This is a genomic window from Mesorhizobium sp. BR1-1-13 (assembly GCF_020165515.1).
Classification (GTDB): domain Bacteria; phylum Pseudomonadota; class Alphaproteobacteria; order Rhizobiales; family Rhizobiaceae; genus Mesorhizobium.
This window is the reverse complement of the sequence record NZ_JAIUIH010000008.1, coordinates 172,155-191,084: the sequence shown is the minus strand read 5'-3', so window position 1 is coordinate 191,084 and position 18,930 is coordinate 172,155. Positions and strand designations below refer to the sequence as shown.

19 protein-coding genes are annotated in these 18,930 nt (G+C 63.7%); 12 read left to right on the top strand and 7 right to left on the bottom strand.

What is annotated here, in order from left to right:
* Positions 1 to 24 precede the first annotated feature (24 nt).
* The gene (locus LB533_RS19645) at positions 25 to 768 is read left to right on the top strand and encodes an amino acid ABC transporter ATP-binding protein (RefSeq protein ID WP_318012448.1); all 744 of its coding nucleotides are present in this window, start codon (positions 25 to 27) and stop codon (positions 766 to 768) included.
* Between the two features lie 15 nt (positions 769 to 783).
* Here the strand turns inward: LB533_RS19645 and LB533_RS19640 are convergent, their stop codons facing one another.
* Positions 784 to 1,482: an RES family NAD+ phosphorylase gene (locus LB533_RS19640; RefSeq protein ID WP_224677976.1), complete on the bottom strand. Its 699-nt coding sequence runs from the start codon at positions 1,480 to 1,482 to the stop codon at positions 784 to 786.
* Positions 1,476 to 1,886 (bottom strand): MbcA/ParS/Xre antitoxin family protein, encoded by a 411-nt coding sequence (locus LB533_RS19635; RefSeq protein WP_224677975.1) that lies wholly within the window; start codon positions 1,884 to 1,886, stop codon positions 1,476 to 1,478. Before LB533_RS19635 ends, LB533_RS19640 begins: the two co-directional genes overlap by 7 nt.
* Before the next feature lie 287 nt (positions 1,887 to 2,173).
* Here LB533_RS19635 and LB533_RS19630 point away from each other — a divergent pair, with 287 nt between their 5' ends.
* A complete protein-coding gene (locus LB533_RS19630) occupies positions 2,174 to 3,058 on the top strand; it encodes a GyrI-like domain-containing protein (protein ID WP_224677974.1) in 885 nt (294 codons plus the stop codon).
* A 65-nt stretch (positions 3,059 to 3,123) separates the two neighbouring features.
* On the opposite strand, the gene LB533_RS19625 is transcribed toward LB533_RS19630, so the two are convergent.
* The 3 genes from LB533_RS19625 to LB533_RS19615 all read right to left on the bottom strand — a co-directional run bounded on the left by LB533_RS19625 (position 3,124) and on the right by LB533_RS19615 (position 5,584).
* Complete coding sequence (locus LB533_RS19625) at positions 3,124 to 4,557, bottom strand: aldehyde dehydrogenase family protein (protein ID WP_224677973.1); 1,434 nt, start codon at positions 4,555 to 4,557, stop codon at positions 3,124 to 3,126.
* A gap of 155 nt (positions 4,558 to 4,712) precedes the next feature.
* Positions 4,713 to 5,096: an ACT domain-containing protein gene (locus LB533_RS19620; protein ID WP_224677972.1), complete on the bottom strand. Its 384-nt coding sequence runs from the start codon at positions 5,094 to 5,096 to the stop codon at positions 4,713 to 4,715.
* Positions 5,097 to 5,116: 20 nt separating this feature from the next.
* A complete protein-coding gene (locus LB533_RS19615; RefSeq protein ID WP_224677971.1) occupies positions 5,117 to 5,584 on the bottom strand; it encodes a GNAT family N-acetyltransferase in 468 nt (155 codons plus the stop codon).
* A 387-nt stretch (positions 5,585 to 5,971) separates the two neighbouring features.
* Between LB533_RS19615 and LB533_RS19610 the strand changes: the two genes are divergently transcribed.
* On the top strand, positions 5,972 to 7,045 hold the full coding sequence (locus tag LB533_RS19610; RefSeq protein WP_224678040.1) for a YeiH family protein: 1,074 nt from the start codon (positions 5,972 to 5,974) through the stop codon (positions 7,043 to 7,045).
* Between the two features lie 91 nt (positions 7,046 to 7,136).
* Here the strand turns inward: LB533_RS19610 and LB533_RS19605 are convergent, their stop codons facing one another.
* Positions 7,137 to 7,634 carry a GAF domain-containing protein gene (locus LB533_RS19605; RefSeq protein WP_224677970.1) on the bottom strand — a complete coding sequence of 166 codons (498 nt, stop codon included), beginning with the start codon at positions 7,632 to 7,634 and terminating at the stop codon, positions 7,137 to 7,139.
* A gap of 158 nt (positions 7,635 to 7,792) precedes the next feature.
* Here LB533_RS19605 and LB533_RS19600 point away from each other — a divergent pair, with 158 nt between their 5' ends.
* The 8 genes from LB533_RS19600 (at position 7,793) to LB533_RS19565 (ending at position 15,720) form a co-directional block, all read left to right on the top strand.
* Positions 7,793 to 8,122, top strand: coding sequence for an NUDIX domain-containing protein (locus LB533_RS19600; RefSeq protein ID WP_318012447.1), 330 nt, complete (start codon positions 7,793 to 7,795; stop codon positions 8,120 to 8,122).
* 236 nt (positions 8,123 to 8,358) lie between these two features.
* Entirely contained in the window at positions 8,359 to 8,592 is a 234-nt protein-coding gene (locus LB533_RS19595) for a hypothetical protein (RefSeq protein ID WP_140642121.1), read from the top strand.
* A gap of 50 nt (positions 8,593 to 8,642) precedes the next feature.
* On the top strand, positions 8,643 to 8,909 hold the full coding sequence (locus LB533_RS19590; protein ID WP_140642011.1) for a DUF1488 domain-containing protein: 267 nt from the start codon (positions 8,643 to 8,645) through the stop codon (positions 8,907 to 8,909).
* Between the two features lie 469 nt (positions 8,910 to 9,378).
* The gene (locus LB533_RS19585; protein ID WP_224677969.1) at positions 9,379 to 10,416 is read left to right on the top strand and encodes a LacI family DNA-binding transcriptional regulator; all 1,038 of its coding nucleotides are present in this window, start codon (positions 9,379 to 9,381) and stop codon (positions 10,414 to 10,416) included.
* A 76-nt stretch (positions 10,417 to 10,492) separates the two neighbouring features.
* Complete coding sequence (locus LB533_RS19580; protein WP_224677968.1) at positions 10,493 to 11,755, top strand: ABC transporter substrate-binding protein; 1,263 nt, start codon at positions 10,493 to 10,495, stop codon at positions 11,753 to 11,755.
* Positions 11,756 to 11,932: 177 nt separating this feature from the next.
* Positions 11,933 to 12,859: a carbohydrate ABC transporter permease gene (locus tag LB533_RS19575; protein ID WP_224677967.1), complete on the top strand. Its 927-nt coding sequence runs from the start codon at positions 11,933 to 11,935 to the stop codon at positions 12,857 to 12,859.
* Positions 12,859 to 13,716, top strand: a complete 858-nt coding sequence (locus LB533_RS19570; RefSeq protein WP_224677966.1) for a carbohydrate ABC transporter permease — start codon at positions 12,859 to 12,861, stop codon at positions 13,714 to 13,716. Before LB533_RS19575 ends, LB533_RS19570 begins: the two co-directional genes overlap by 1 nt.
* A 21-nt stretch (positions 13,717 to 13,737) precedes the next feature.
* Positions 13,738 to 15,720, top strand: a complete 1,983-nt coding sequence (locus tag LB533_RS19565; protein WP_224677965.1) for a glycoside hydrolase family 127 protein — start codon at positions 13,738 to 13,740, stop codon at positions 15,718 to 15,720.
* Here the strand turns inward: LB533_RS19565 and LB533_RS19560 are convergent.
* Positions 15,707 to 16,567, bottom strand: a complete 861-nt coding sequence (locus LB533_RS19560; RefSeq protein WP_411970901.1) for a DUF1194 domain-containing protein — start codon at positions 16,565 to 16,567, stop codon at positions 15,707 to 15,709. The two genes, LB533_RS19565 and LB533_RS19560, sit on opposite strands and share 14 nt — an antisense overlap.
* 471 nt (positions 16,568 to 17,038) lie before the next feature.
* Between LB533_RS19560 and LB533_RS19555 the strand changes: the two genes are divergently transcribed.
* Positions 17,039 to 18,883, top strand: coding sequence for a BTAD domain-containing putative transcriptional regulator (locus LB533_RS19555; protein WP_224677963.1), 1,845 nt, complete (start codon positions 17,039 to 17,041; stop codon positions 18,881 to 18,883).
* Positions 18,884 to 18,930 lie beyond the last annotated feature (47 nt).

Sequence of the window (18,930 nt, the reverse complement as noted above, 5' to 3'; positions counted from 1 at the left end):
ATCGAACCCAAAGGTTCCGACCACATGACCAAAACGGGCATGATCGATTTTCGCGGCGTCAACAAATGGTTCGGCACGCTCAACGTGCTGAGGGACATCACACTCAGCGTCGAGCCGCGCGAAGTGGTCGTCGTTTGCGGCCCGAGCGGGTCGGGCAAGAGCACGCTTATCCGCTGCATCAACGGGCTGGAGACGATCAAGGATGGCGACCTCGTCGTCGACGGCCAGCGGCTCGGCGACCCCACCACCAACATGACGAAGCTGCGCACCGAGATCGGCTTCGTCTTCCAGTCCTTCAACCTCTACCCGCACAAGACCGCGCTCGAAAACGTCACGCTGGCGCCGATCCATGTCCGCAAGATCCCGCGCGCCGAGGCCGAGCAGGCCGGCCGCGAACTGCTGGCCAAGGTCGGGCTTGCCGACAAGATCAACGCCTATCCTGCGCAGCTTTCAGGCGGCCAGCAACAGCGTGTGGCGATCGCCCGCTGTCTCGGCATGCGCCCCAAGATCATGCTGTTCGACGAGCCGACCTCCGCCCTCGACCCCGAAATGATTTCGGAAGTGCTCGACGTCATGGTCGCGGTTGCCGAGGAAGGCATGACCATGATGGTGGTGACGCATGAGATGGGCTTTGCCCGCAAGGTCGCCCAGCGCGTGGTGTTCATGGACGCCGGCGCCATCGTCGAAAGCGGCACGCCCGACGAGTTCTTCTCGCACCCCAGGACCGATCGCAGCCGCGCCTTCCTGAGCAAGATCCTGCGGCACTGACTGGCGCCGCCGCCTTCAAGTAACCGCCAGCACCTTGCCCGTATCGTGCTGGCGCACGAAATCCACGCGGCCGCCGTTCCAGTGATAGCTGTAGTGGCGGCCTTGCACCGGTACTGGGATCACATCCGGCCAGAAGATGCCGATGCACTGCCCGCTTGACATGCGCACGCTGTTCCACACCAGCCCGTCGCTGCCGGCCGCACGCAAGGCGCGGCCTTCAGCCTGCGAGGCGGTGTAGTCGTCCGGGTCAAGCGCGCCGGGCACCGCGTTGACGTCATCAAGGTCGCGATCGACGCTGCCAATCAGCACGCGGAAATCCGCCGTCCAGCCCGGCTCCTCCTTGGTGGCGCGCATAAAATTCTGGTGGTGGTGGATGGTTTCGGCCAGCGCCACCTCCTCCCGGTCGCCGGCATAATAGATTCCGTAGCTGCCATCGGAAAACCGCCCGGGCCGCAAGGTCGAGCAATGCACGAAGGGCGCCATCACGAGGCTTGCGCCGGGTCCGGACACCCGCCTTTCGGCCGGCACCTTGCCGAGATCGCCGAGCTCCAGCCGGATGCGCGGATTGGTCTTCTCCTCGACGGCAGCCAGCGCCTCCCAGTCGCGGGGATCGGCAATGTCTTCGAAGAGGTCGATCGGCGGATGGATGGAGCGGATGATGCGGAAGGTCTGGGACCAGTGGACGCGGCGCCGGACCGCGAGCCCACTCACCATGCACCGCGCTCCGCGTCCAGCCATTCGCGCATGGCGGCAAGGTCGGAGATTTCGCCGCGCAGCATCAGGTCGAGCGCCGACTGGCCGCCGAACGTGGCATTGGGCTTGCGGATCCAGGCATAGCCGCGCGCCGGCTCGGTGAAGAGATAGCGCAGGCCCTTGTGGATGCCCATCAGATGCCCCATGCGGGTGCGCAGGTCGCGGTCGATGCGGCCGATGCTGCCCTCCTTCCAGCGCGCCCAGGTGCGCGCCGACATGCCGCCGAGCAGGATGCAGGCCTCGAGGTCGGTCAGGCCCCACGCCTTGAACAGGTTGACCGTGGTGCGCGCCAGGGCGCCGGCCTCTTCATCCGAGATGGCGCTGCCGACCGCGGCCGGCGTGGTGACGATGGACTGAAGCTGCATTGTCTTGCTCCCGCTATTGGCAGACATATAGCATACATTCGCCAATTGGCAAGACGAGCACGACAACCCGCTGCTGATGAGAACCGTGACAAACAGCGGTTTGGTCGTCCGAAACAACATTGCATCCGGTACAGTTGAGTTCCGGACATTGGATTTTCCAACCAGGATCGGGCGTGCCGGTAAACGGTCCTTGGCTAGGTTCTGCGACCCGTGACAAAACCGCAAGATCGGTCGAGCGTGTCATGCCTGCGTGCGTTTAGCTGGTGCTGCCACGGAAGGACACAACAATGAAGGCGGCGCTTCGAAACTACCATGCCCGGATGCAGCGGGTGCTGGATCACATAGACCAGCATCTGGACGACGATCTGGACCTGGACGCGCTGAGCAGCGTCGCAGCCTACTCGAAATATCATTTACACCGGCAGTTCACGGCGACCTTCGGGCTGTCCGTGCATCGCTATGTCCAGCTCGCCCGCATGAAGCGCGCTTCATACCGGCTGGCCTACAGGGATGCCGAAAGCGTCACCGACATAGCGATGGATGCCGGTTACGATGCACCGGACGCCTTCGCCCGCGCCTTTCGGCAACGGTTTGGGCAATCGCCTTCATCGTTCCGGAAATCGCCCGACTGGGCACCGTGGCTTGCGGCCTTCGGGCCTATGGACAATGCGAGGAGCAAGCTCATGCACATTACCTATGACCACGACGACGTGACGATCCGCGATGTGCCCCCGACGCCGGTGGCGATCATGGAGCATCGAGGCGACCGGGCGACACTTGGCGACACCATCCAGCGGTTCATCGCCTGGCGCAAGGCCGCCGGTCTGTCACCCGAGACGAGCCCGACCTTCAACGTCTTCCGTTCCGAGCGGATTCCCGCCAACCCAGTCGATTATAGCATGGACCTGTGTGTCGGGACTGACCTGCCAATCGATGCTGATGACGGGCAGATGAAGGCAGGTGTGATCCCTGGCGGACGCTGCGCGGTGTTGCGCGTCGTCCACAATACCAACAATCTGGAGCCAGCCGCGCTCTACCTTTATCGCGACTGGCTTCCTGCCAGCGGCGAGGAAGCACGAGACTTCCCGATCTATTGCCAACGACACTTTTCGGTGTTCCCGAACGTGCCGGTGCCTGATGTGGTCTGCGAATTGTTTCTGCCGCTGAGATAGAGCCTCTGACGGGGACCTGTCCCTTTCGACCGGGCCGGCGTTTGCGCCGGCCCGAAAGTCTTGCCCTACTCCGCCGCCTCGTACCCGGCGATGCCCTTGATCTCGAGGAAATCCTCGAGCCCGTATTCGGCGTATTCGCGGCCATTGCCCGATTGCTTGTAGCCGCCGAAGGGCAGGCCCGCGTCCCAGGCGGGGTAGTTGATGTAGACATTGCCGGAGCGCATGCGCGCCGCGACGTCGCGCGCCTTCTGGATATCCTTGGCCTGGATATAGGAGGCAAGGCCGTAGACGGTGTCGTTGGCCTCCTCGACCGCCTGTTCGACAGTATCATAGGGCATGATCGCCAGCACCGGCCCGAAAATCTCCTCGCGCGCGATGCGCATGTCGTGGGTGACGTCGGCGAACACGGTCGGCCTGACATAGTAGCCACGGTTGAGTTCGGCCGGACGGCCGGGGCCGCCCGCGACCAGCGTGGCGCCCTCGTCGATGCCGCTCTGGATCATGTCCTGGATCTTGTCGAACTGGGCCTGGCTGACGACAGGGCCAAGCTTGGTGCCGGGAGCGTCGGCCGGACCGACCACGAACTTTTCCGCCGCCGCCTTGGCGTAGGAAGCCGCCTCGTCATGACGGTCGCGCGGCACGAACATGCGCGTCGGCGCGTTGCAGGACTGGCCGCTGTTGCTGAAGCAGCCGGCAACGCCCTTGGCCACGGCGGTGGCGAGGTCGACATCCGGGAACAGGATGTTGGCCGACTTGCCACCAAGCTCCTGGTGCACGCGCTTGACCGTATCGGCGGCGGCCTTGGCCACCAATATGCCGGCCCGGGTGGAGCCCGTGAACGACATCATGTCGATATCGGGATGGCTGGACAGCGCCTGGCCGACGCCGGGGCCGTCGCCATTGACGAGGTTGAACACGCCCTTCGGCACGCCGGCCTCGTCGAGGATCTCGGCGAAGATGATGGCGTCGAGCGGCGCGATCTCGGACGGCTTCAGCACCATGGTGCAACCGGCGGCAAGTGCCGGACCCACTTTGCAGGTGATCTGGTTCAGCGGCCAGTTCCATGGCGTGATCAGGCCGACGACGCCGATCGGCTCCTTGACGATCAGCGAGGAGCCCTTGACCTGCCGGAACTGGAAGCTCTTCAGCACTTCCGCCATCTTGGCCAGATGCGCGAGCCCGATGCCGACCTGGCTCTCGAGCGCCATCCGACGCGGCGCGCCCATCTCGCGCGACACGGCGAGCGCAAGGTCCGGGCTGCGCTTCTTGTAGACCTCGATGACGCGGTTGAGGATGTCGAGCCGTTCCTCGACCGAGGTGAAGCCGAACGTGCCGAAGGCGCGCTTCGCGGCGGCCACCGCCTTGTCGACGTCGGCCTTGGAGCCCAGCGAAATCTGCGCGAAGGTATCTTCGTTCGACGGATCGATGACATCGAGCGTGTTGGGCACGACAGGATCGACCCACGCGCCATCGATGTAGAACTGCAGATTATGTGACATGATTTCTCCTGAGGGGCGCCGCACAGCCGTCCGGCGTGATATCTGGCTAGAAATAACGATGCGCGACCGGCACTGTCAAACGCAACCCCCGAACTGGTGAGGCGAGCCGCGAGCGGTTGAACCAGCCGGGCGGGCGATAGCTGGAGCAGAACGAATTACAGCAGAGTATGCCCGGCTTCGCCCAGAAGCCGTGTCGCCGCGACCCGATCGGCGGCTTTCACCAGCAGGTGATCGCCGTCGAAAGTCGACACCACGAAAACGCCCAGCTCGTTTTCCGACAGTGGCCTGATGACCGACAACACGATGCCGGTTTCATCGAAAGCGAAAGGCCCTTGGAGCTTGAAGGCGACCCACTCGTCATCCCGCTTGACGGCATCTGGAACGCGATCCTGCAGACAGACGATCGAAAGTTCATCCTCGGTTCTGGTAATGCTGACGAAGCCTGGCCCGTCCGCCCAACCGGGAATACCCGCTCCAGGCTCGAGCCGCGAAATCGCGTACAGCCCGGGCAGTTGCTTCAGCCTGATTTCAGCAGCCATAATCGAACTCCGATTGCGGTCTATCCAGCGAGCCTCTTGCTCATATAAACAGTCGTACCGTTCATGAACGGCTCCTCCCGGTCGATCCTATAGCCGTGCCTCTTGTAAAGCGACACATTGGCCGCGAAGGCGCCATTGGTCAGCAGGCGAAGCTCCGGGCGGCCTGCCTCGCGCGCCTTGCGTTCGGCGCGCTCCAGCAACAGCCGGCCGATCCCCCTTCCCTGCGCATGCGGCGCCACGCAGACATTCTCGATCCAGACATGATCGTCGGCCGGCATGGTTTCGATCACGCCGACGATTTCGCCCTCCTCGATCGCAAGGTCGAACTCATGCTCGGCAACGGCTATGTCGTAGTCGGCGCGCATGGGCAGCGGTTCGCGGCCAATCAGCGGCACCCATTTGGCATAGGCCGCGCGCACGATCTCCCGGATGGCGTCGGCGTCGGCGGGCTCGGCCGGCCGGAACTGGATGGAAGGATTGATGCTCATCGAGAGGCTCCAGACATGAAAAGCCCGCCGGCGGTTTCGCGGGCGGGGCCGGGAAGAACGAACCGGAATTATCGGGCCAGCTCTCGTCGTCGCGCAATCAGCATGCCGCCTCGCACTATGCAGGTTCGGCGTCGCATAACGTTGGCGCGGGGAAAAACGAACATGGCGCCAAGCTGACGCAGCATGAGTGGCCCGTCAAGCCAATGCCAAGCCACCTTCTGGCGGCGCCCCAGCCTCTTTTGCCGCACTGCCTCATCAGCCCTGGCATTTTGGTCACGCAAACTTGGAGACCGTCCTGGAAAATCGATCATTCTAACGAAAATAATTCATTGGAAAGATCGGTTAGGAGATGGCATTCCCCGGGCGAAGTCGCCTGAGAGCATGATGTTGTCTTCCTTATCCCACATTGCGAACGATATTCCAAAAAGCCTGATTTCCGCCGAACCTGCGCAGGGCCGCAAGGCGCTCGACTCGACCAAGGCCGGACCCGTGCCCGGTGTGATATTGGTCGCGATGATCACTGCGGTGGCCTTCTCAGCCCGCAACGTCTCCGGCTTCGCCCTCTTCAGCCCGATGATTCTGGCCGTCGTCGCCGGCATGATCTACTCCAACGTGCTCGGCACGCCGGCGCACGCCAGGGCCGGCATCGCATTCTCGCAAAAGCGCCTGCTGCGCTTCGCCATCGTGCTGCTCGGCTTCCAGCTGACGCTCGGCCAAGTCGTCTCGATCGGCGCGGGCGGCATCGGCATTGTCGCGGCCACACTTGGCGCCACCTTCCTCTTCACCCTCGCGCTCGGCCGGCTGATCGGCGTCGACGCCAAGCTGGCGCAGCTGATCGCCGCCGGCACCTCGATCTGCGGCGCCTCGGCGATCGTGGCCACCAACATCGTCACCGACGCGCGCGACGAGGACGTCACCTACGCGGTCGCCTCGATCACCTTGTTCGGCACCGTCGCCATGCTCGGCTTCCCGCTGCTGGCGCCGCTGCTCGGCCTCGACCAGCATGCTTTCGGCCTGTGGGCGGGCGCCTCGATCCATGAGGTGGCGCAAGTCATCGGCGCCGGCTTCCAGAACGGCACCCAGTCGGGCGAGATCGCCACCGTCGCCAAGCTCACCCGCGTCGCCATGCTGGCGCCGATGGTCATCGCGCTCGGCCTGATGGTGCGGCGCGGCAGCCGCGACCGGGCAAGCGATCAGCCCGGGGCGCGGCCGCCCATGCCCTGGTTCGTCGCCGCCTTCGTCGTGATCGTGGCGCTGAACAGCTTGGTCGCGATACCGCCGGAAGTGAAGTCGGCCATGGCGCTCACCACCACCATCATGCTCACCATGGGCCTCGCCGCCATGGGCCTGCAGGCCGACATCTCGCAGTTGCGCTTGCGCGGCCTGCGCCCGCTGGCGCTCGCCTTCTCCGCCTTCCTGTTCATCGGCGGCTTCAGCCTGATGCTGGTGAAGTTGGCCTGAGCCCCAAGGTAGCGCTCTGCGGCGCCCCTGTCCTGCCGGACAGAGGCGCGCGAAGGAACTCGATGGCCGACCGTCGGGCTGTTTGCTGAGCTCAGTCCTGGAACGAACTCGCCGCCACATAGATCGCGGCCAGTGTCTCGATGCCGGCCTGGTCTGCCTTGTCGAAGCGGCCGGGCAGCGGGCTGTCGAGATCGAGCACGCCGAAGACGCCTTCATCGTCTTCGAGAAGCACGACCAGTTCCGAACGCGAATCGGCGTCGCAGGCGATGTGGCCGGCGAAATCGTGCACGTCCTTGATCAGCATCGAGGTGCCGAGTTCGACGGCGGTTCCGCACACGCCCTTGCCGACGGCGATGCGCACGCAGGCCGGCTTGCCCTGGAACGGGCCCAGCACCAATTCCTCGTCCGAGGCCAGGAAGTAGAAGCCGGCCCAGTTGAGGTCAGGCACCATCTGGAAGATCAGCGCCGCCGTGTTGGCGGCGTTGGCGATCGAGTCGCGCTCGCCGTCGAGCAGTGCTTTGAGCTGGGCGGCGAGGTCGCGGTAGAACGCGACCTTATCAGACGTGTCGATGGCCTTGGCCGCAAACATGACTTGTCTCCGAACTGAAAATCGCGGTTCCGCTTTCCGCAGGCGCTCTGCACCAAACGACCACCGGAACAGTCTACCGTGAATCCTACCCGCCACGAAAGCCGCAAGATCAGGGTCGCCGCGGCATCATCGCGGATGCGTCGGGCCGGCTGCTTCTGGTGCGCAAGCGCGGCGCCAGCGCCTTCATGCAGCCCGCCGGCAAGATCGAGCCGCGCGAGGCTCCGCTCAACGCTCTGGTGCGTGAATTGCGCGAGGAACTCGGATTGGCGATCGACCCCGCCACCACCTCCCGGCTCGGCCTGTTCTCGGCCAAGGCCGCCAACGAGCCGGACAGCACGGTCGAGGCGGAATTGTTCGCGCTCTCCATCGACGGCCAGCCGATAGCCGCCGAGATCGAGGAGATCATCTGGCTGGAGCCCCGCTTGGCCAATTCCGTCGAACTCGCGCCCCTGACGCGCGATGTGCTGCTGAGGTTGAGCAGCCGATAGAGCTTTCTGATCCGCCCGAATATAGGCGACCGCGCGCGATGGGCTCGCGACATTCCCAATGGCTTCGAAAAATGTTCGCGGCGACGATTGAATAATTGAAAAGTATTGTTTTCGGCGCCGGGCTTCGAGCTTCCGGCTGCGGTCAAATATTTCAGAAAATTGATTTTTGTCGCCTGGGTGCCTATTTATTGGACAAGTTCATTTTCACGATTTCAGACGCAAGGGAGATTTCCTCGATGGCCGACGGCAACCAGACGATCATGGAAAAAGCTGAAGCCCGCTTTATCGACAAGCAGAAGAAGACGGCGGAGCGCAACAAGGCAACCGCCGAATACATGTCGGAGGCGAGGGCCAGGGAGATCAAGACGGCAAGGCTGAGACAATTGCGCCTGGCCAAGGAAGAGGCCGACCGCGAGGCCGAGGCCCTGAACCCGGCACCGAAAAAGAAGCGAGCTGCGAAGAAGGCCTGAAGCAATTCCCTTGGGAATTACGTCGAGCAAAGCGTCTAGGAGGCAAAGCCATGGGTCTGACCTTTCCCAATCACAGCCGCAGCTATGACGAAGCCGGCAGGCGCATCCGGTTCGTTGGCCATGACGGCATGTTCCAGATTTCCTTTTCTGTCGCCGCCGATGCAATGTCGAAGATACAGCCGGGGACCGTGGCCAACGAAGCAGGCTACCTTGCCACGTTCGACACCGAGAGCAACGCCATCCACGACGTTGCCGCCAAAGCCTACGGCCGCACCCACAAGAGCATGTATGTGCTGACGGCAGCCGACTTCGGCTGAGAGAGCGGCGGGACCGCGATCGGGATCAAGCGATGATTTCGCTTCGTTGAGTGATCTTTCCGACGTTCCATCAGAGAGAGCCGCTCAACGCGATGCCAGCTGGGTTTTTGGAGGCCTCGCCTCGGGATCGAACCGAGGCTTCAGAGATTTGCCGTCTCCAGCGTAGCCGCTCCGCCACGAGGCCATGACTAGCGAACTAACCCGATAATATTTGCGGAAGCGTTAAGACCGAAGCGTCGTTTGTAGACATGTCGCCGATTGCCGCTTTGGCGGCCCGCGCGATGCACCGGCCGGCGGCGGCACCGCTGGAGGACCACGCCATTTTCCCCTTGAACAGTCCCTCTATCTGGCTTAGTTTGGGTTGAGAAAAGGTTTTTCCAAACATTTCGGATCGGGCTCGGCCATTGGTCGGGTCTCATTCCAGCCTGTAAGAGAAAACCTTTTCCCAACCCCGAGGTTTTTCGCCGCGATGGCATTGGAGGATCAGCCAGCCTTTCCCAAGCCCGTCACCTTGCGTGATGTGGCGGCCGAGGCTGGCGTCAGCGTCGCCACAGCCTCGAAGGCGCTCAACGACCAAGGCCGCATGACCGCCGAGACCCGCGAGCGCATCCGCGAGGCCGCGCAGCGCCTCGGCTTCCGGCCCAACAGCCTGGCGCAGAGCCTGCTGCGGCGGCGCTCCTTCACCGTCGGCCTGCTCACCAACGATACCTATGGCCGCTTCTCGCTGCCGCTGATGTCGGGCATATCGGACGCGCTGGTCGACGCCGGCGTCTCGGTGTTCCTGTGCAATGTCGAGGAGGATCCGCGTCTCGGCCAGCTCCATGTCGAGGCCATGCTCGACAAGCGCGTCGACGGCATCATCGCCACCGGCAAGCGCATCGACCGCCATCTGCCGGTCGACCTGTCCAATCTGCGCATCCCGGTGATCTATGCCTTCACGCAACCCGATCCCGACGCCGTCGCCTTCGTCTCCGACGACGCCGGCGGCGCGCGGCTGGCAGTGGAGCATTTCTGCCGCATAGGCCGCCGCCGTATCGTCCATGTCAGCGGGCCGGCGAGCTTTGCCGTGGTGCACGCTCGCGCCCAGGCCTATCGCGACGTGCTTGCCGAAAACGGCTTGCCGGCGTCCGATCCGCTGCTCGGCCCCTGGTCTGAAGCCTGGGGTCATGAAGCGGTGTCGGTCCTTTTCGATGGCGAGCGCGAAAGGCCGGACGCAGTCTTCTGCGGCAACGACCAGATCGCGCGCGGCGTCATCGATGCCTTGCGCGAACGCGGTCTCGACGTGCCCGGCGATGTCGGCGTCATCGGTTTCGACAATTGGGAGATCGTGGCCGAAGCGACGCGCCCGCCGCTGACGTCGGTCGACATGAACCTGGCTGCGCTCGGCCGCGAAGCGGGGCTGACCTTGCTTTCCCTGGTCGGCGGCAAGCCCGCCGCGCCGGGCATCCGGAAACTGCCGTGCCGGCTGGTGGTGCGTCAGTCCTGCGGCCGCCTGCCAGATGGCTGAGAAAGACGGCTGAAGAACCAAACGCCGCAATCGGCGGCAAGCCGCGCATCGCGGCCAAAACGTGGAGGAGGAGAATATGAGGACTTTGATTGCCAGGCTGGCCCTGACCAAACTGGCCTTGACGGCCGCCGTACTCGGCTGCGGACTGCAATTTGCCGCCGCCGAGACCGCCAATATCTGGGTGCGCGCCGACGGCTCGAACTTCATGCCGCGCATCGTCGATGCCTACAACAAGGGCCACACCAACCAGATCAAGCTCGACATCATCCCCAATGCCGAGATCATTCCGAAATACGGTGCTGCCGCCGCCGGCGGCACGGCGCCCGACGCGCTGTCGCTCGACCTGATCTACACGCCCTCCTTCGCCGCCGCCGGCCAGCTGGAGGACATCACCGACTGGGCGAAATCCCTGCCTTATTTCGCCAGCCTGTCACCGGCTCATGTGAAGACCGGCACGTACAAGGACCGCATCTACGGCCTGCCCTTCTCCGCCGACGCCTCGGTGCTGATCTGGAACAAGAAGCTGTTCAAGCAGGCCGGCCTCGACCCCGAAAAGGGCCCGGCCAATTGGGCCGAGATCGAAGCCGACGCTGAGAAGGTCAACGCGCTCGGCGGCAACATCAAGGGCTTCTACTTCTCTGGCAATTGCGGTGGCTGCAACATTTTCACCTTCACGCCGCTGGTCTGGGCCTCGGGCGGCGACATCCTCTCGCAGGACGGCTCCAAGGCGACGCTGGACAGCCCGCAGCTGCGCGGCGCCATCAACCTCTACCGCTCAATGGTCAAGAAGGGCCTGGTGCCGGAAGGCGCCCAGACCGACACCGGCGCCAATTTCTTCGCCGCCTTCGCCGGCGGAAACATCGGCATCTCGCCTTCGGGCGCCTTCGCCATCGGCGCGCTCAACACCCAGTATCCCGACATCGACTATGGCATCACCTTCCTGCCGGGCAAGGATGGCGGCTGGTCGTCCTTTGCCGGCGGCGACAATTTCGTCGTCACCAAGGGCACCAAGAAGATCGATGTGGTGAAGGAGTTCCTCGACTTCGCCTATTCGCTGGAAGGCCAGACGATCCTGGCCAAATATGGCAGCCTGCCGGTGCGCGGCGACATCGCCAAGGACGCGCTGAAGGATCTCGATCCGCGCTACCAGGTCGCCGCCGAGGCCATGGCCAAGGGCAGGACGCCCTATTCGGTGGTCTTCAACGACCTGATCAACTCCGCCAACGGCCCGTGGACGCAGATGGTCAACGAGGTGTTCTTCGGCGACGACGTCGACGGCGCCATCGCCAACGCGCAGGAGACCATGCAGTCGATCATCGACCAGGCGCCGCAGAAATAGGCGCCTGTCTCACCTCCCCCTTTTGAGGGGAGGTCGGACCGCAAGTCCGGGTGGGGTCGGCTCGGCAGTGCTCGACGTCGTTCTTGCGTCGGCGCACTTCGCAGAGGACCCCATCCCCGGCCTTCGGCCGGCCCCTCCCCTCAAGGGGGAGGGGGACGCCGCACCCGGAGACCACGCATGACCACCATCACAGCAACCACCGCCCCGCCCCGCGCCCGAAAACTCGTCGGCGCCGGTCGCCGGCAATGGATCGGCCTCATCTACGTCGCGCCGGCTGTCGCGCTGGTCATGGTGTTCTTCGTCATTCCGCTCGGCATGACGGCGTGGATGTCGCTGCACAACTGGCCGCTGATGGGCGAGCACTCCTTCATCGGCCTCGACAATTACGTGGCGATCCTGCGCGACACCAGGTTCTGGAACGCGCTCAAATTCACTGCCTACTACACGGTGGTCGTCACCATCGCGATCTTCGCCGTGGCGTTTCCCCTGGCCATCTTCATCGAACGGCCACGTCCGCTGACCAATCTCTACCGCACCGCCTTCTTCATGCCGGCCGTGGTCGGTTTCGCCTCGGCGAGCCTGCTCTGGTCATGGCTGCTCAACGTCGATTCCGGCCTGTTCAGCCCGGCCGCCTACAACCTCGGCTTGATCGACAGGAAATTCAATCTTCTGGCCACCTTTCAGCCGGCATTCTGGTCGATCATCGCGATGGTGGTGTGGAAGGTCGCCGGCTTCACCATGATCATCCTGATGACCGGCCTGCAATCGATCCCGCAGGATTTGCAGGAAGCGGCCGTCATCGACGGCGCCGGCCCGTTCGCAAGGTTCCGGGCCATCACCTTGCCGCTGATGCGCCGCACGCTGGCGCTGGCGCTGATTCTGTCGGTGGCCGGCTCGGTCCTCGCCTTCGACCAGTTCTACATCATCCTGCGCGGCGGCCCGCGCAACCAGACGCTGACGGCGGTGTACTGGATCTTCAACCAGTCCTTCGTGTCGTTCAAGCTCGGCTATGGCGCGGCGCTCTCCATGGTGCTGCTGGTGATTCTTGTGGCGCTCAGCCTCGTGCAGCTCTGGCTGCTGAGGAAGCCCGAGGGCGTCGACTGATGGCGCAGGCAATGTCCGCCCAAGGCAAGCTCGCCGCCAGCGTCGTCAGGCACTCCACCGGCATCATCGCCTCGGTGCTGTTCGTGGCGCCGATCGTGTGGGCCGCGCTGTCGGCTTTCAAGCCGGCGCAGGAAGCGCGCCAGCCGCCGCTGCCGCCCTGGCCGACGACAGGCTTCTCGCTGGAAAACTACGCCACGCTCGACACGTTCGGCGACGGGCTCTGGGTCTCGGCGCAGAACAGCATCTACGTCTCCGTCCTGACGGTGTTGGTCTCGGTCGTCGTCTCCGTGCTCGCCGGCTATGGTTTCTCGCGCTTCCGATTTCCGCTCAAGGACCTGTTCTTCGTCCTCATCCTGTCGACGATCATGATCCCGTTCCAGTCGATCCTGACACCGATTTTCCTGGTGCTGACCAAGCTCGGCCTGCACAACACGCTGACCGGGCTGGTCGGCGTCTATGTGACGCTGCAACTGCCGTTCTCGATCTTCATGATGCGCAACGCCTTCGACGCGGTGCCGCGCGAGATCGAGGAGGCCGCGCGCATGGACGGCGCCGGAAACGCCACCATGCTGTTGAAGGTGATGCTGCCGCTGGTCTGGCCGGGCGTCGTCACCATCGCGCTGTTCGCCTTCCTCGGCGCCTGGAACGAGTTCCTCGCCGCTCTGGTGCTGATGACCGACCAGTCCAAATTCACGCTGCCGGTGATGATGACCGCACTCCAGTCCGGCCGCTTCGGCGCCATCGACTGGGGCGCGGTGCAGGCGGGCGTCACCGTGATGATGGTGCCATGCCTGATCCTGTTCCTGGCTTTGCAGCGCTTCTACATCCGCGGCCTCATGGCCGGGGCCGTCAAGTAATCGATCGAATGGAGTAAGTTCATGACCGCATCGTCATCCGCCAGCCCTGCCAGCGCCTCCAGGCCCAAACTCGCCTTCCGGCCGCTGCCGGTGCCGCAGGTCGACGTGCGCGGCTTCTGGGGCGACCGTGCAGACGCGGTCGCCGCGCGCACCGCCGACATCCTCTACGACCGCTGCGTGGAGGCGGGCATGCTGGAGCAGATCGATCCGGACCGGCCCTCGCCCGGCGTCGTCATCCCGTTCCATTCCCCATCGCCCGACGAGGCGGCCTCTCCCGGCTTCACCGGCTCGACGGTGACGACGCAGATGTTCTGGGACTCCGACTGGGGCAAGACGATCGAGACGGCCGCCTATTCGCTCTACCGCGCCAAGAACTCGGAGCTGGAGAAGAAGATCGACGCCGTCATCGACCTTTACGAAAAGCTGCAGCAGCCGGACGGCTATCTCTCGAGCTGGTACCAGCGCATCCAGCCCGGCCTGCGCTGGACCAATCTGCGCGATTGCCACGAGCTCTATTGCGCCGGCCACCTGATCGAGGGCGCCGTCGCCTATTACCAGGCGACGGGAAAGCGCAAGCTGCTCGATGTGATGTGCCGCTATGCCGACCATATCGCCTCGGTGCTCGGGCCCGAGCCGGGCAAGAAGAAGGGCTATTGCGGCCATGAGGAGATCGAGCTGGCTCTGGTGAAGCTCGCGCGCGTGACGGGCGAGAACAAATACATGGAGCTGGCGAAATACTTCATCGACCAGCGCGGGCAGCAACCGCATTATTTCGACGAGGAGGCGCGCGCGCGCGGCGCCGATCCCAGGGCCTATCATTTCAAGACCTATGAATACAGCCAGTCGCACATTCCGGTGCGCGAGCAGGACAAGGTCGTCGGTCATGCGGTCAGGGCGATGTATCTCTATTCCGGCATGGCCGACATTGCCACCGAATATGGCGACGACAGCTTGCGGGTGGCGCTCGACCGGCTGTGGGACGATCTCACCAGCAAGAACCTCTACATTACCGGCGGGCTCGGTCCGTCGGCGCACAATGAGGGGTTCACCAGCGACTTCGACCTGCCCAATGAGAGCGCCTACGCCGAGACCTGTGCCGCGGTCGGCCTGGTGTTCTGGGCCAGCCGCATGCTCGGCATGGGGCCGAACGCCCGCTACGCCGATATCATGGAACGGGCGCTCTACAACGGCTCGATCTCGGGCCTGTCGCTCGACGGCTCGCTGTTCTTCTACGAAAACCCGCTGGAAAGCCGGGGCCGGCACAACAGATGGAAATGGCACCGCTGCCCGTGCTGCCCGCCCAATATCGGGCGCATGGTCGCCTCCATCGGCAGCTATTTCTACAGCCTGGCGGACGACGCGCTCGCCGTCCATCTCTATGGCGATTCCACCGCCCGCTTCGACATAGCGGGCGTGCCGGTCACGCTGACGCAGGCGAGCCGCTATCCCTGGGACGGCGCGGTCGCCATCACCATCGAGCCGCAGGCGCCGGTCGCGTTCACCCTGCATCTGCGCGTGCCGGCCTGGAGCGCCGGCGCGGCGCTCAAGGTCGATGGCGAGACGGTGAAACTCGAGGACGTCACCAGCGACGGTTACGCGGCGATCCGGCGCACATGGAAGAAGGGCGACAGCGTCCGCCTCGATCTCGAAATGCCGATCGAACGGCTCTACGCCAACCCGCAGGTGCGCCAGGACGCCGGCCGCGTGGCGCTGTCGCGCGGCCCGCTGATCTACTGCGTCGAGGCGACCGACAATGACGGCAGCCTGCACCGCATCGCATTGCCGCGCACCGCAAGCATCGAGGCGCATGACGAGCCGAACCTGCTGGGCGGCGTGGTGACGCTTTCGGCCACGGCACAGGCCGATGCCGATGACGGCTGGCAGGACCAGCTCTACCGCTCCGACCCGCCCGCCACCAGGCAGACGCGGCTGACCGCCATCCCCTATTTCGCCTGGGACAACCGCGAACCCGGCGAGATGCTGGTCTGGCTCAGGGACGGGTGAGGAGCGAGGGGCGGGTTTCTCTTGCACCGCGCCCGTCCCCACGCGACGGCGATTGTGGATCGGCATTCATGCTTATCTCGGTCACCAGCTTCCGTCGAAGAGCGGTGGTGTAGTCGTTTGGCCCCGTCGGCGTCATGACGAAGGCCTCGGGACCGCCGATGACGGCGTCGGCAAAATAGGATGCCAACTGTCGGTTGGGGAGTTTGTCTTGCACCGGAAGGGCGATCGCATTGATCGTATATCCCTTGCCGATGGCGTTCAGCCTGCTCGGCTGAACGGGAAGCCCGTCATTGTTCTCGCCATTGCCAGAGATGTCGATCACCTTCTTTGCCGCCTTCCCCGGAAACTGGTCGAGCAACAGACTTCCAACGTCGATGGCAGCGGACAGGGATGTTCCGCTTCGCCCCCTGCGGATAACCCCGGTATCGCCCCTTTTGCTGATCACCAACGCAGCCGCTTCGGCATCTTCAAGCCCGCAGATGCTTGTCCATGGCAGCACGACACGTGTGCGTCCCGGACTCGACCATTCGAAATAGGCCACGCCGATGCAGCCGACATAGTTGCGGGTAATGGTCGCGATGATCTCGGGCGAAGTGAGTGCCGCGGCATGTCCCTGCCGTTGCAGGTCGGCAATGGCCGGATCGATCGAGCCTGAGAAATCGACCGCGAACACGACGGCGACATCGACGTTGGCGGCATGCGCCGGCAGCACCCACAACCCTGAAGCAGCAACTGCCGCCGCCAATCTCAGGAATGCGCTGGCCCCCTTTGCCGGCTCCGCGGCAGATCGTCCGGCCCGCCCTGGAAGACGGCCCTCAACTGCACTTCCGAACATCTCGTTCTCCATCTCATTATGGCCGGCAAGGATCATCACATTCCCCCACTTGATATGAACTGACGGCTGGATGCGCCCACCGCGGGCGTCCGGCGTGACATCGCGATGGACAGGATCGCGCTGAGAACCATTGCCGCCCCCAATGCGCCTGCGGCGGAATCTCTCCTTCTCAATCAATGACCACGGCCTGAGTGCGGGGCACGGGAAGGAACGCTTCGTCCGCCTTCTTAAGCGATGTCTAATTGACCTGCCGTCACGACAGCGTTTGAATGCGCGGCCGCGCGGTTTGCGCAGCGTTAGTTTTGAGTTAGAATTCCGTCAGGTTGGGGGGCCGCTAAGCGGCGCAAAAATACGAATGGGGTAGTCACAAATAAAATCTCACTCTTCGGCGGCTTCCGGATTGAAAGCGAAGCTCTCGGGCCGCTATGGCTGACCGGAAAGAGAGGTCCGGCGGTCATTGCCTACCTTACCCGGTGTCCGGGTATGACGGCGACGAGGGAGAGGCTGGCTGACCTGCTGTGGGGCGACAGCGACAGCGAACACTCGCGCAACAGTCTGCGGCAATCCCTCAGCGTCCTGCGCCGGGATCTGTCACGAGCGGGTGTGGATCTCATCACTTCCCGGAAGGAATTGATCGGCCTCAGGCCGGACGCTGTCCGGGTCGACGTCGAGGAGTTTGAATCGGGACTCTCTGTCCGTTCCGCGCACGAGCTTGAAACGGCCCTTGCCCTTTACAGCGGCCCTTTTCTCGATGGTTTTTACCTGGGGAGCAGTGCTTTCGATGACTGGGCCGCATCGGAACGCGACAGGCTGCTGAGCCGCGCGCTTGAGTCCTTCGAAAAGCTCGCCCGTTTCGTGGACGCAGAAACCGGGCTCGCCCTGGCTGACCGGATTCTGGCCATGGAACCAACACGGGAGGAGTCCTATCGGCTGAAGATAGAACTGCTGGTTGCGTGCGGCCAACGCGAACGGGCGATGCGGACATACGAAGCCTGCAGGAGCATGGTGAAGAAGGAGTTCGGTGTCGACGTCGGCCAGGAGACGCGAGCGCTTCTGCAATCCCTGCAATCGGTCTCCAATCCGGCGCCGAATATGCAGCCGGCAGATGGTGCCCCGGCCGGCCAGCGCCCCGGACGCCCATCCATCAGCGTTGCCGGCTTCGTCAATCTGACGGGCAAGCGAGGCGACGACTTTTTCGCCAGGGGGCTTGTCCAGGACATCACCACCGCGCTCTCCGAGGTCGCAGACTACGTCGTGCTCTCCGGAATTGCGCCCCTGGAAAAGAGCGGCCAGGGCAAGGAAGCCAAAATGCAAGGAACACTTCGGCCGCGTTATACGCTGAGCGGCAGCATCCAGCGATCCGGCGAGGAATTGAGGGTAAACGTCCAGCTTGTCGACGCCGTGGACGGTCACAATGTGTGGGCCCAGAAATTCGACGGCCAGTCCCAGAATGCCCTCGAATTCCAGGACAGGATCGCACAATCGGTTGTTCTGGCCGTGATTCTCGAACTTCAGCTGACCAACTGGAAGGTTCGCGACAAAAGCCCGCCCGGTCCCCCTGAAGTGCGCAGGTTGGTCAATGAAGCTCTGATGAAATATTTCGAGATGACCCGGGACTCGCTGTTGGTCGGCATAGATCTTGCCGAGAAGGCCCTTGCGCTCGGTCCTGACAATGCCCGCGCACAGCGGACGCTCTCCATCGTAATCTCCATGGGGGTGGCTTTTGGCGCCCTGCCTCGCGAACCGGGGCAAATCGAATATGCCCTCGCGCTTGCGGAAGCCGCGGTAAGGGCGGTGCCCGACGATGAAATCGCCAGGTGTATCCTGTCATTCGCGCTCGAAAGTTTGGGCCGTATTGACGATGCGATGGCCGAATGTCGGCATGCGATCAGCGTCAACCCAAGCTATCCCTCGGGGCACGGCGACATGGCGATGCTCTTTGCCTTGCGTGGGCAGGTCAGCGAAGCCCTGCATGAGGCCAATGAGGCGATCCGGCTCGGGGCGCATGACGTCATCGATTTCTGGCGTCACCTCAGTCTGGCTGTGGCACTGTTTGCCGACGGAAACGACCGACGGGCGCTCGAAGTCGCGCGAAAAGTGGTCAGGATCAAGCCGGGTTTCGTTCGCGGCGCCCTTTACTGGGCCGCAGCGGCGGCGGCGACCGGAAACAGCGAGGAAGCCTCCCGGGCCATCCACCATTGCCTGTCGCAGCTTCCGCATCTCAATCTGAACAATGTCTCGCCCGGCTTCGTGCCGCGCTATGTGAACGACCGCCACCACTCGCGATTCCTCGAAATGCTATCGAGAGCCGGCCTTCCGAGTTCCTAGAGCTATTCCAGGAAAAGTGGGCCGTGACGGACAAGAGAGCTGTCCTC

Bases quoted from the DNA above. Each gene is read 5' to 3' on its own strand.
- LB533_RS19620 (WP_224677972.1), bottom strand. From the start codon at position 5,096: ATGGCTGCTGAAATCAGGCTGAAGCAACTGCCCGGGCTGTACGCGATT.
- LB533_RS19590 (WP_140642011.1), top strand. From the start codon at position 8,643: ATGGGTCTGACCTTTCCCAATCACAGCCGCAGCTATGACGAAGCCGGC.
- LB533_RS19630 (WP_224677974.1), top strand. From the start codon at position 2,174: ATGAAGGCGGCGCTTCGAAACTACCATGCCCGGATGCAGCGGGTGCTG.
- LB533_RS19565 (WP_224677965.1), top strand. From the start codon at position 13,738: ATGACCGCATCGTCATCCGCCAGCCCTGCCAGCGCCTCCAGGCCCAAA.
- LB533_RS19570 (WP_224677966.1), top strand. From the start codon at position 12,859: ATGGCGCAGGCAATGTCCGCCCAAGGCAAGCTCGCCGCCAGCGTCGTC.
- LB533_RS19555 (WP_224677963.1), top strand. From the start codon at position 17,039: ATGACGGCGACGAGGGAGAGGCTGGCTGACCTGCTGTGGGGCGACAGC.
- LB533_RS19580 (WP_224677968.1), top strand. From the start codon at position 10,493: ATGAGGACTTTGATTGCCAGGCTGGCCCTGACCAAACTGGCCTTGACG.
- LB533_RS19645 (WP_318012448.1), top strand. From the start codon at position 25: ATGACCAAAACGGGCATGATCGATTTTCGCGGCGTCAACAAATGGTTC.
- LB533_RS19595 (WP_140642121.1), top strand. From the start codon at position 8,359: ATGGCCGACGGCAACCAGACGATCATGGAAAAAGCTGAAGCCCGCTTT.
- LB533_RS19625 (WP_224677973.1), bottom strand. From the start codon at position 4,557: ATGTCACATAATCTGCAGTTCTACATCGATGGCGCGTGGGTCGATCCT.
- LB533_RS19560 (WP_411970901.1), bottom strand. From the start codon at position 16,567: ATGGAGAACGAGATGTTCGGAAGTGCAGTTGAGGGCCGTCTTCCAGGG.
- LB533_RS19605 (WP_224677970.1), bottom strand. From the start codon at position 7,634: ATGTTTGCGGCCAAGGCCATCGACACGTCTGATAAGGTCGCGTTCTAC.
- LB533_RS19575 (WP_224677967.1), top strand. From the start codon at position 11,933: ATGACCACCATCACAGCAACCACCGCCCCGCCCCGCGCCCGAAAACTC.
- LB533_RS19635 (WP_224677975.1), bottom strand. From the start codon at position 1,886: ATGCAGCTTCAGTCCATCGTCACCACGCCGGCCGCGGTCGGCAGCGCC.
- LB533_RS19615 (WP_224677971.1), bottom strand. From the start codon at position 5,584: ATGAGCATCAATCCTTCCATCCAGTTCCGGCCGGCCGAGCCCGCCGAC.
- LB533_RS19640 (WP_224677976.1), bottom strand. From the start codon at position 1,482: ATGGTGAGTGGGCTCGCGGTCCGGCGCCGCGTCCACTGGTCCCAGACC.
- LB533_RS19585 (WP_224677969.1), top strand. From the start codon at position 9,379: ATGGCATTGGAGGATCAGCCAGCCTTTCCCAAGCCCGTCACCTTGCGT.